This is a genomic window from Gemmatimonadetes bacterium SCN 70-22, assembly GCA_001724275.1.
Classification (GTDB): domain Bacteria; phylum Gemmatimonadota; class Gemmatimonadetes; order Gemmatimonadales; family Gemmatimonadaceae; genus SCN-70-22.
This window is the reverse complement of the sequence record MEDZ01000038.1, coordinates 22,902-33,581: the sequence shown is the minus strand read 5'-3', so window position 1 is coordinate 33,581 and position 10,680 is coordinate 22,902. Positions and strand designations below refer to the sequence as shown.

Sequence of the window (10,680 nt, the reverse complement as noted above, 5' to 3'; positions counted from 1 at the left end):
CGCTGGTCCCCTGCGGTCTGCTTCCGTCGTGCTGCCATTGAACACCTCCGCCCTCAATTTGGGGCTGGTGAGGTGTCCATCAAACCGGGTCAGGTCCAGAATTGTGCGAGGGCGGCGCCGGTGCGCCCCGCGCCAAGGCGCCGCAGAAGCAGGTAGAAGAGCGCCGCTGTCACGGCAACTTCGACGAGGCGAACGATTTGCCATCCGAGGCCCCAATCGCCGAATGCGTACCACTTGGCGACGAAGTACGCATAGCTCACGACGCTGAGCCGTCCATGTCTTTGGTACAACGCACTGACAGAAACGAGAGCGTCCCACGCACTGTCGCTGGCACGAATGAGCGGGGTGATGTCGTGAAAGTCAATCAAGTCGATGGGGCGATCCAGCGATGGGGCGAAGAGGAACACCGCCAGGAGCAACCAGATTGCGGCGAAGCAGGCGACCCCTGCGTACTGGCCCATTCGCGCCGACGCGCCGCCAGATCTCATCGCCTGGTGACCAGCGGCAGCCAGATGAGAAACGTCGCGCCCATGAGCAGGGCGATACTGAGCAAGGCGCAGACAGGTGTCGTGGGAAGCGCTTGGCGCCAGCTGACGTTCTCGTCGGCAGGTGATTCTACTTCGACGTTCGGGCGCGACAGAACGGCAGCCAGTGCGGGGAGGTAGACGACGAGCACCGAGGCGCGCCCCAGCGCCGCCGCATACGTATCGAACGTCGGCCCTCCGCTGAACGCGATGAAGCCGAAGAACAGGACGTGGGTGAGCACCGCGAGTACGAGCGACTCGCGCAGCGTGCGGGCGAGGAAGAACAGGGGGACCAGGTCGTAGAGGGAGGGCGTGTGAGGGAGGAGCGCGAGCCCCAGCAGGAGCCGGGCGTCGGCGCGACGCCATCGTAGCGCCGCGAGCGCCAGGAGGAAGCCCCACGGCATGAACAGCGGTGCCACGATGTGTGGGGCGTCGGCGATCGAGGCGCGCCATTCGGATATCCACTGCGGGTGGATTCCCGTCGCGAGAAGCGTGATCGCCGCCGCCGCCGCGATGGCGTTCACGAGGTGACGACCGCGGAGCGCCGTCAGGACGGCGAGTCCGACGTTGGGCTTGGCGGCGATCGCCACCCCCGCCCATGGGAGCCACAACGTCGCGAGGACGAGTGGGGCCCATTGCGTGCGCGAGGTGGCGATCAGGTACGCGGCGCTGAGGAGGAGCGGCCAGTGGGTGCGCAGGCGCGGCCCCAGGGCGTATCCCAGGACGGCGCCCGAGATGGTGCTGAACGCGACGCGTGCCAGCGCCACCGGCATCCACGCGAAGGGCGCGGCGAGGACGACTGCGGGGAGAGGGTAGTAGAGCGGCCAATCCCACTGGAACGCCTTACCCGGCCCGACGACGTCGTAGGGGTTCCCGCCGGCCACGAGCGCGCGCGCGGCGTGCCAGAGCTGGTCGAAGTCGGTGGACCACGCCGGCTCGTGGATGGCACGGGCGGCCGCGTACGTCATGGTGAACAGCGCCACGACCAGCATCGCGACGGCGCGGTCACGACGGGGTACCAGCTGCGCGCTCACGGGCCGGGTTTCCGGGGGGAACGCCAAGAGACGAGGAGTGCGCGCGGATGCGGGATGCCTCCCTCGTTAGGTCTTCGCAGCAGGATCGCCAGCATCGGCAGGTAGCAGAACCAGACGGTAGCGTCGCCCACCAGCTCTCCCCACGCCGCGTAGTCTGGCTGCGGCAGGTTGGCGCCGACGTAGAAGTAGAGCACATAGGTCGACGCCGCCAGGATCGCCGATTCCCACCAGGTGGTGCACACCGCGACCAGGAGGAGCTGGTCGTAGAACGACGGCGCCATCGGCATGACGGAGAGCGCGAGGAACCAGCGCGCCTCCGCCCTTCGCCAGCGGAGCGCTGCCAGCAGCAGCAACACCCCACCGCGTCGCATGACGGGAGGAACGAAGTGAGGCGCCTCGCGCACGTTCGCCATCCACTCGGCAAGCCACGTCGGACGGACGGCGAACGACGCGACGCCCAGAAGGACAGCCCCGAGTATCAGGAAGTGCCACGTGCGGGGATCGCGCGCGCCGCCGACCACCGGGAGGGCGAAGTTTGGCTTGCCGGGGACGAGAAGTGCGGCCGCGGGCAGGTAGAACGCGGCCGCCAGGTACGGCGACCATTGCACCAGGTCGATGCTGACGAAGAAGGTGACGCTCAGCAGGATGGGCCACCGCCCCCACCCGTCGCGCGAGATCGCGAACGTGAAAAGCGCGGCGCCGACGCCGGCGAAGATCGCTCGAGCCGCGACAACCGGGAGCGCTCCGAGCGGCGCGGCGATGAGGAGCGCCGGCATCGGATAGTACAACGGCCAGCGCCAGGTGAACGGCGCGTGCGGCCCCACTTCGGCGTACGGATTGTCGCCGCGCAACAACGCACCAGCGGCCGCCCAGACCTGGTCGAAGTCGCTCGTGAACGCCGGGTTCGCGATGGCGTGCTGTCGCGACCAGACGGCGGCGAGGATCCCGATGAGCAGCGCGGGGACGAGACGATCGCGCAGCGAGGATGCGGACGCCCGACCGTTCATGGCGTCGTGGCGCGTCCGCTCTCGGTCGCCGGGGGGGCAGCCATCCGAAGGCGGAAGAGATGGGGGGCGAGGCGCTCGGCGCGGTAGCCCGCAAACCAGCGCTCGGCGAAAGCCAAGGTGTCCTCGCGCGTGACCAGCAGGAATTGCTCGAGGCGGCGAAGGTCTTCCATGCGACGGAGTGCCGGGAAGCCGTACAGGCGCGCATGCACGCGCGCCGCGTCGCGTTCGAAGATCTCGAAGTCGCTCGCGCCCCGTCGCATGGATTCCGCGAAGTCGGGGAAGGCCAACTGCGATGCCATGGAGTGCGGCAGGAGGCTGACGACGGGATACATAGTACGTCGCGCTGTGAACACGACCGGCTCGCCTCGCCCGACATGGGTCGAGATGTCCCGGGCGATCCGTGCGTTCGTCTCCGTCGTCTTGCGATTGAGCGATGCGCGATGACGGATCGCCATCACCGAGAGGGCGGCCATCACCGCGAGGGCCAGTATATGCCCCCCGGTGCGGTACCGTCGAAGGCTCCACGCAATCACGGGAGCGCCGCCCAGCACCCCGACGGTAACGTAGCGATCGATGAGCACCGGCTGGAAGAGGAGCGAGAAGGCGATCAGCATGACCGGGAGCAGCACCAGCGCGAGCAGCGTCCACGCACCCCGCGATCGCGTGGGCACCGAAGCCGATACCGGAGTGGATCCGTCCGTGGGTCGCATCCCGACCGAGGCGAGTCGGAGCGAACCGCCAAGGAGTCCGATCGGCCACACCACGAGGAGCATGTAGAGCACGGCCTTTGTCACGGTCGCCGGCTGGATCCACGTGGAGACGGTCAGCGATAGTCGCTGCCCCAGGTAGAGGGGGACGCACATCGCCAGGGCCAACGGCCCCGCAGTCGCGGGTGCGAACCGCCGTGCGGTCGCCCGCCACGCGAATGGTTTCACCCGCGCATCGTTGACGCCCTGCGCGACGACGATGATTCCCCAGGTAATCACGCCGAAGTAGTGCACGAGGCACAGGGCTGCCGCGCTCAGCGCGATCGCCAGCCGATGAGTCGAAGGTGGCCACTCGCCCGCGCGCGACACCGCGAGCGCGAACAGCACCGTGCAGAGCAGCCATGGGCCATAGAAGCGCGCCTCGAACGCGTGCTGCACGATGAGCGGGTGCGTCCAGAGGGCAGCGGCGGCGGCGAAGGCGACCAGGTGGGGGAAGTTCGGCCGCAACAGGGCGTAGGTTCCGAGAAGCGTCCCCCAGACGCAGGCGAAGCTCAGGAGCCGCAACGGGAGCATCACCTGTCCCGTGAGGTCGAGCCCCCCGGATATGAATCCAACAAGGCGCTGCGCCAGATACAGCAGGGGTGCGTTGGTGTCGGCCCCCTGCGCGAGGGCGCGCAGGCTCTCTGCGACCGAGCCTCGCCCCGCCACGTGGAGCGAGACGTATTCGTCCTGCCACGCCGGTGTGGTGAAGAGCCCCCACCCATCCGCCAGGGCGAGCGTGGCTAGCTGGATCGCCAGCAGGCCCGTTCCTGCCAGCAGGAGGTCGGGGGGGCGGCGTGTATGAGAGGGGGGCGTCACGGCGGCGGTTACTGCAAGCTTCCTGCCGATGGACATCGCAGGTTGTGATCCATCCCGGGGATCGACAAATCAGTCGCCGAGGGGCCAGCTTGTCTGTCGTCCCGACATGGCGGGGAGTGGGCCGGAGCGGCACCCGGCTTGCACTCGACGAGGGGCGCGTCCACGCTGATCCACGTCCTGGAAAGGGGAGAGGAACAGCCCCGAGATGCCCGAACTCTCAGTCATTCTCCCTTGCTTCCGTGCGGCGGCGTTGGCGCGTCGGTCGGCGGAGCAGTTGTCGGCGTATTTCGCGGAGTTTCCACATTCCTGGGAACTGATCGTGGTCGACGACGGCGGAGGGGACTTTCCGGTTGCTCCCTTCGACGACCTGCCGGGCGTTCGCCTGCTCACGCTTCCGCACAACCACGGCAAGGGGGCCGCCGTCCGAGCGGGAATGCTCGCCGCCACCGGAGATGTCCGCATCTTCACCGACGTCGACCTCCCCTACGACCTCGACCTCATCCCCACCATCTCCGCCATCATACGCGAGCGCGGCTTTCACGTCGTCATCGGCGATCGCTCGCTCCCCGAGTCCCGCTACATCGCCGAGCTCACTCCCGCCCGAAAGGCGGCGTCGGCGATCTTCACCACCTTCGTGGGGACCATGGTGACCGGCGGCTTCTTCGACACGCAGTGTGGGCTCAAGGGGGTGCGGGGCGACGTGGCCGACGAGCTGTTCCGGCTGCAGCGCCTGGACCGGTTCGCCTTCGACGTCGAACTGATCTACCTGGCGCTCAAGCACAAGCTCGACGTCCACCGCATTCCGGTGCAGCTGCGGAACAACGAGACGTCGTCGGTGCGCCTGTGGCGCGATGCGGCCCGCGGCTTCGTCGACGTATTCCGCATCAAGGCCAACCAGCTACGGGGGGTGTACGCGAGCGACCGGCTCGAAGCGATCAGGCAGCGCGAATTCGAGGAGGTCCGCGCCCGAGCAACGTCCGGCGCCGCCATCTCCCGCACGGACGGGCAGCATGTCGTCGCCTGAGGGCGCGCTCCTCCGGACGCGCCTGCGCGCCCACCTCGAGATCGCGCGCCCCGACCACTGGTTCAAGAACGTCTTCGTCATCCCCGGGATCGTCGTCGCCATCGGAACGATCCCCGTCGTCGACGGGCGCGCCCTCGTCATCCGCACCCTGGTGGGCGCACTCGCCATTTGTACCATCGCCTCCAGCTACTACACGCTCAACGAGCTGCTCGACGCCCCGTACGACCGCCTCCACCCCACCAAGCACACCCGCCCGGTGCCCGCGGGGGAGGTGAACGTCGCCATCGGCTACGCGCAGTGGCTCGTCCTGTTCCTCGCGGGGATGGCGATCGCGTGGACGGTGTCGCCCTTCTTCATGGCGACGTTAGGCATGCTCTGGGTGATGGCCTGCCTGTACAACATTCCGCCCATCCGTACCAAGGACAAGCCGGTCCTCGACGTGGTCTCGGAGGCGGTGAACAACCCGCTGCGGATGATGGCGGGATGGTTCATCGTCACCAGCGAGACGCTCCCTCCGGTCTCGCTCCTCCTGAGCTACTGGATGATCGGGTGCTACTTCATGGCGCTCAAGCGCTTCGCCGAGTTCCGCAACATCGACGACCCGGCGCGCGCGGCCGCCTATCGGAAGTCGTTCGCCTGGTACACTGCCGACCGGCTCATCGTCTCCGTGATGTTCTACGCGGCGGCGTCGATGCTCTTCTTCGGGGCCTTCTGCATGCGCTACCGGATGGAGTTGATCCTCGCCTTCCCCATGGTGGCGCTGGTCATGGCGATGTACCTGCGCGTGGCGCTCCGCCCGCACAGCGCCGCCCAGCAGCCGGAGCGCCTGTATCGCGAGCGCGGGCTGATGGCGGCCGTGGTGGGGACGACGGTGCTGATGGCCGCGCTGCTGTACGTCGACCTCCCGGCCATGCATCGATTCTTCATGCCGACGGCGCCGACGCAGCTCGAAGGCCGCCCCTAGTCAGAAGCCCGAGATGCAGGCAATGAGCGTGTCAGCTGCTCGCCAGCCTCGAGCGCGCGCGCGCCAGGCCCGCGCCGATGCGCAGCATGGCTACCTCAAGCCATTCGGGCGCCTCTCCCTCGTTCGGTCTCCGCAGGATCGCGATCAACGACGGAAGATAGACGAATGCCAGGAGTGCCATCGCGCCGGTGTTCACGTAGTCCATCCAGGTCGAGAATTGATCGAGGGGACGCACCCAGAAGTTGGCGAAGTGTGTGCCGATCGCCAGCAGGAGAATGCTCCTAAGTGACTGTGGCACCGTGAAGAGGATCAGCGCCTCCTGGACGCCCGGTGTTCCTGGCATGACCGATAGCGCTGCCAGCCAGCGGGCCTCGGGGCGACGCCAGCGCATGAGGGCGAGGAGGAGGAGCGCGCCGCCGGGTCGCAACGCGTACGGCGTGAAGTGTTCGCCCCCTCGGATTGCCTCCAACCATCGCATGGGCCACGTCGGCTGGAGCGCGAAGGATCCCAATACCAGTGCGACGGAGAGAGCAACCGAAACCGCCAGCCACTTGTTCGAGCGCGCCGTCGACAGCACTGCTAGTCCCATATTGGGCTTGCAACTGACCACCCAACCGAACGCCGGTGACATTGCGGCACACGCGAGCAGTGGAGCGAATTGGACGAACGAAACCGCGAAGAGTAGCGAGGCGCTCAGCAGCGCCGCCAGGTGCGAGTAGCCGTTTCGCGATACGAGAAACGTGAAGCAGCCGGCCGACACCGAGGCGAATATCGCGCGCGCCGTGATGACGTCGAGGTACGAGAGGGGCAGCGCCGGGAGGAGGGCGGGGAGGGGATAGTACAGCGGCCATGGCCAGTCGCCCCACTCGCGCCCCGGCCCGATGACGGAGTATGGGTCTTGGCCGAGTCGAAGGGCTCGTGCCCCATACCAGATTTGGTCGAAATCGGACTGGAAGTGGGGTTGGCGGCTGGCCACAAAATGGACATAGAGCACCGCGAGCGCCGCCACGAGAATCGCCAGTGGGAGCCTGATCGATGTGTCAGGTGCTCTCGACGTCGGTTGAACGCTCAAGCCCGTATCCTCGTCGCCCTCACCCCGCCCGCTTCAGCCACTGCGCCACCTCGCGCAGCGTCGCCCGCTTGCCGTACATCAGGATCCCCGTGCGATAGATCCGCGCCGCCAGGTACACGGCGATGTAGCACGCCGCCATGAGCGTGACGATGGACAGCGCGATGTCCCACGGCGCCACCTCGGCGGCACTCATCCGCAGCGGCATCATGATGGGCGCCGTGAATGGTATCCACGCCAGCATCTGCGCCAACCTCCCGTCCGGAGCCCCAAGCACTGGCTGCAGGAACATGACGCCGGCCACCAGCAGCAGGACGATGGGCATTTGCGCCTGCTGTGCCTCGGCCTCGCTGGTCGTCATCGCACCCACTGCGGCAAAGAGCGATGAATAGAGGATGTACCCCAGCAGGAAGTACAGCAGGAGAACGACCGCCATCCCCACCCCGATCTCGGGGAGCTGGATCGGCGACGCCGCGAGCCCAAGCGCCCGCAGGAGGCCCCCGCGATACCGCGCCAGCAGCAGCGATGCCGCGAGCCAGATGACCATCTGCGTGAGCCCCACCGCCCCCACCCCCAGCACCTTCCCCGCCAACAGCGTCGCCGGGCGCACGCTGGCCACGATCACCTCGGCGACACGCGTCGTCTTCTCCTCGATCACGCTGCGCAGCACGTTCTGCCCGTACAGGAGGATCGTCATGTACAGGAGCATGGCCACGCCGATGGCGAACACGAGCGACAGTCGACCCGACCCGGCCCGCCCGCTCGCCGTGATCCGGTCGGCCTTGAGCTGCACGCGCGTTCGCGTGATGCGCTCGGCCGACGCCTCGCTGACCCCCTCGGCTTGCAGCTGTGCGGCCAGCACCCGGCGCTGCACCACCCCGCGCAGGAAGTCCATGTCGGCCAGCGCCGTCGCGTTGACCCCTGCATAGCGGGCGCCCCCCTCCACCAGGAGGCGCGACGGAAAGACGAGGTACCCCTTGAGGCGACGAGCGGCCACGTCGGCGGTCGCGGTCGACTCGGCGGCGGCGAGCCCCGCCTCCGTGACCCGCACCACCCGGGTGGCCGACGGGTCACCGGTGATGCCGCCACCCAGGTCGAATGCGACCAGCTCCCCGAGGTTCGTCCCCGTGGCGTCGAGGATGCGGATCCGGCTCACGTCGTCCGACGCCTTGGTCCGCTGCCCCATGTAGGCGGGGAGGAACATCAGCGCCGCGAAGAGGAACGGGCCGAACAGCGTGGCCACCAGGAACCACCGCGTCCGCACGCGCTCGAGATACTCCCGCTTGACGACCGCCCAGAGAACTCGCATGGACTCCCGTGTGTGTGAGTGCACCGTCCAAACCGCGGATGCCGGCTCAAGCTAAGCGGGCGCGCCGTCTCCCTGCAAAAGGACCCGCATCGCCCGTTGCAGCACCGCCGCCGCGATGTCCACCTTGTATCCGTTGTGCGCCAGCGGCGCCGCATCGTACAACGCCCGCTGCGCCAGCGTCTCGACGTCGTCGTCGCTCAACCCCCCGGAGCCGACGTCCTCCTCGATGGAGTCGGTCACCCGCCACGGGTGCGACGCCACCCCTCCCAGCACCAGGCGCACCTCGCCGTCGGTGCGCCGGAGGGCCGCCACCGACACCAGGGCGAAGTCGAAGGCCGCGCGCTGCGTCACCTTCTCGAAGTGCTGCACCCCGCCGCAGGAGGCCGCCGGGATGGTCACTGCGGTGACCATCTCGCCAGGTGCAAGTACCGTCTCGCGGTCCCCGGGGAGGTGGGCCCGGGCGTAGAAGTCCGCGATGGCGACCTCGCGCTCTCCCTCGCCTCCCGCCACGTGCACGACCGCCTCCAGGGCGGTGAGCGCCACCGCCGGGTCCGATGGGTGTACCGCCACGCAGGGGCCGCTCCCGAAGATGGCGTGGTACTGGTTCTCCCCCACCGCCGCCCGGCAGCGGTCGCCCCCGTTCTTGTGGCACGAGAGCCCGCTGCGGAAGTACCAGCAGCGCACTCGCTGGCACAGGTTCCCGCCCAGCGTCCCCATGTGGCGCAGCGCCTCCCCGCCCACGGCGGCGCAGCTCTCGGCCAGGAGCGGAACGGCACTGCGCAACGCCGCGTTGCGGGACAGGTGCGCCAGGCGCGCCGCCGCACCGATCCGCACTCCCCCGTCGGCGAGCCATTGCACCTGCGCGGCCCCGGGGAGCCGCCGCACGTCGACGACGAGCGCCGGCGATGCGAGCGCATCCCGTTGCAGCGGGAGGAGGTCGGTCCCCCCGCCGAGCGGGTACGCCCCGGGGAGGCGGAGGAGCGAGGTCGCTTCTGCGAGGGAGCCGGGGCGGCGATACTGGAACGGCGACATGCGGCGCGTGGAGTTTCAGTGGGGAGCGGAGGGCGCTAAGTTCCCGGCGTGATGCCCCCTCCGGAGCCGTCGCGCCGCCCAGTCGTGAGAGTCCTTCCCTACGCGTTAGGCACCGGCCTGGCCGGAGTGCTCGCCCTCACGCTCGCCGCCTGCGCCCCGGCCGGGGATGCCGACCCGTCCGCACGCCAGGGCGTCGGCGATTCCGTCTCCGCGATCGCACCTCCGACGCCGGCAGGCGTCGACTCGACGGCGGTGGCGGAGGACACGGCGGTTGCGGCGTCGCCCGGCTCCCCCCAGGCACGGGAGGTGCCGCGGCTGGCGCCGCTCGCCGACACCATCGCACAACGTCTCGTCTTCGTCCCCCTGGGGCAAGAGTGGTTTGCGGCGGCGGGACGCGCCAGGCGGCTGCTCGTGGACCTGGGGCGTCTCGACATCGACCTCAAGAAGGATCCCACGCGGCTGGCCGCCTTTCGCACCGCCGCCGCGGCGAGGTCGCCCGTCCCCGTCGGGACCCGCTTCCGCCTGCGCGGGGCGTGGGGGAGCGACGATGCCACGGTGAGCGGCTTCGACACGTGGAACGGACGCATCGTGGCAACGCTCGAGGTGTCGCCGCTGGTGGACTCCATCGCCCGCGCGACCGATCCGCTGGTCGTCTCCGCACAGCGCGTGTCGGCCCCGGGCTCTACCGCCCCGGCGGCGTGCGACCGCACGCCGGACCGCGCCCTCCTGGACCGCATGGCGCAGCTGGCCAGGCTGGCCGAGGACTCGCTGCGCTCGTCGCCAGACCAGCCCATCTACCCCCGCCTCAAGGGGGCGCTCAGGGCCAGGCGCAGCGTGGCGGCGGGGTGCTTTGCCCGGTGGCGCGGGGCGGTGATCGTCACCTTGTACGCCGGCGACTACGAGTGGGTGCGCGAGCGCGTCCTCCTGGTGGGCGATTCCACCGTGCAGGGGGCCCCGGTGCGCGACCTGCGCTTCCGCGCCCACGAGGCCCTGCACGCCCTGGATGCGGACGGCGACGGCGTCGACGACCTCGCCGCCCGCGCCTGGACCCCGCGCGGGGGCGGCACGGTGATCCTGAGGCTCACCGACGCCGGACGCTTCGAGCGGCTGGCGGCCGGCTTCTCCTGGGAACGTTAGGCGGCGGCGAGGGCG

Annotated in this window: 10 protein-coding genes; 3 read left to right on the top strand and 7 right to left on the bottom strand. The window is 69.1% G+C overall.

Going from position 1 to position 10,680, the window contains the following annotated elements:
* Window positions 1-89: 89 nt before the first annotated feature.
* Genes ABS52_15990 through ABS52_15975 form a run of 4 tightly spaced genes read right to left on the bottom strand, consistent with a single transcriptional unit; the run spans window position 90 to window position 4,130 of the window.
* On the bottom strand, window positions 90-461 hold the full coding sequence (locus ABS52_15990; GenBank protein ID ODT01916.1) for a hypothetical protein: 372 nt from the start codon (window positions 459-461) through the stop codon (window positions 90-92).
* 23 nt (window positions 462-484) lie between these two features.
* Window positions 485-1,516, bottom strand: a complete 1,032-nt coding sequence (locus tag ABS52_15985; protein ID ODT01915.1) for a hypothetical protein — start codon at window positions 1,514-1,516, stop codon at window positions 485-487.
* 38 nt (window positions 1,517-1,554) lie between these two features.
* On the bottom strand, window positions 1,555-2,565 hold the full coding sequence (locus ABS52_15980) for a hypothetical protein (GenBank protein ID ODT01914.1): 1,011 nt from the start codon (window positions 2,563-2,565) through the stop codon (window positions 1,555-1,557).
* Complete coding sequence (locus ABS52_15975) at window positions 2,562-4,130, bottom strand: hypothetical protein (protein ODT01913.1); 1,569 nt, start codon at window positions 4,128-4,130, stop codon at window positions 2,562-2,564. Before ABS52_15975 ends, ABS52_15980 begins: the two co-directional genes overlap by 4 nt.
* 250 nt (window positions 4,131-4,380) lie before the next feature.
* On the opposite strand from ABS52_15975, the gene ABS52_15970 reads away from it, so the two are divergent.
* Together ABS52_15970 and ABS52_15965 are read left to right on the top strand one after the other, a co-directional pair.
* Window positions 4,381-5,154, top strand: a complete 774-nt coding sequence (locus tag ABS52_15970; GenBank protein ODT01912.1) for a hypothetical protein — start codon at window positions 4,381-4,383, stop codon at window positions 5,152-5,154.
* The gene (locus ABS52_15965) at window positions 5,141-6,118 is read left to right on the top strand and encodes a hypothetical protein (GenBank protein ID ODT01911.1); all 978 of its coding nucleotides are present in this window, start codon (window positions 5,141-5,143) and stop codon (window positions 6,116-6,118) included. The genes ABS52_15970 and ABS52_15965 overlap by 14 nt, the downstream gene beginning before the upstream one ends.
* A gap of 31 nt (window positions 6,119-6,149) precedes the next feature.
* Here the strand turns inward: ABS52_15965 and ABS52_15960 are convergent, their stop codons facing one another.
* From ABS52_15960 to ABS52_15950, 3 genes are all read right to left on the bottom strand, one after another.
* The gene (locus ABS52_15960; GenBank protein ODT01910.1) at window positions 6,150-7,127 is read right to left on the bottom strand and encodes a hypothetical protein; all 978 of its coding nucleotides are present in this window, start codon (window positions 7,125-7,127) and stop codon (window positions 6,150-6,152) included.
* Window positions 7,128-7,209: 82 nt separating this feature from the next.
* Window positions 7,210-8,496, bottom strand: coding sequence for a hypothetical protein (locus tag ABS52_15955; protein ODT01909.1), 1,287 nt, complete (start codon window positions 8,494-8,496; stop codon window positions 7,210-7,212).
* Window positions 8,497-8,547: 51 nt separating this feature from the next.
* Complete coding sequence (locus tag ABS52_15950; GenBank protein ID ODT01908.1) at window positions 8,548-9,528, bottom strand: hypothetical protein; 981 nt, start codon at window positions 9,526-9,528, stop codon at window positions 8,548-8,550.
* Window positions 9,529-9,654: 126 nt separating this feature from the next.
* On the opposite strand from ABS52_15950, the gene ABS52_15945 reads away from it, so the two are divergent.
* Complete coding sequence (locus ABS52_15945; protein ODT01907.1) at window positions 9,655-10,665, top strand: hypothetical protein; 1,011 nt, start codon at window positions 9,655-9,657, stop codon at window positions 10,663-10,665.
* Window positions 10,666-10,680 lie beyond the last annotated feature (15 nt).

What these genes read in the sequence shown, in the direction of transcription:
- ABS52_15990 (ODT01916.1), bottom strand. Translation starts at nt 461, where the DNA reads ATGGGCCAGTACGCAGGGGTCGCCTGCTTCGCCGCAATCTGGTTGCTC.
- ABS52_15985 (ODT01915.1), bottom strand. Translation starts at nt 1,516, where the DNA reads ATGCTGGTCGTGGCGCTGTTCACCATGACGTACGCGGCCGCCCGTGCC.
- ABS52_15980 (ODT01914.1), bottom strand. Translation starts at nt 2,565, where the DNA reads ATGAACGGTCGGGCGTCCGCATCCTCGCTGCGCGATCGTCTCGTCCCC.
- ABS52_15965 (ODT01911.1), top strand. Translation starts at nt 5,141, where the DNA reads ATGTCGTCGCCTGAGGGCGCGCTCCTCCGGACGCGCCTGCGCGCCCAC.
- ABS52_15955 (ODT01909.1), bottom strand. Translation starts at nt 8,496, where the DNA reads ATGCGAGTTCTCTGGGCGGTCGTCAAGCGGGAGTATCTCGAGCGCGTG.
- ABS52_15950 (ODT01908.1), bottom strand. Translation starts at nt 9,528, where the DNA reads ATGTCGCCGTTCCAGTATCGCCGCCCCGGCTCCCTCGCAGAAGCGACC.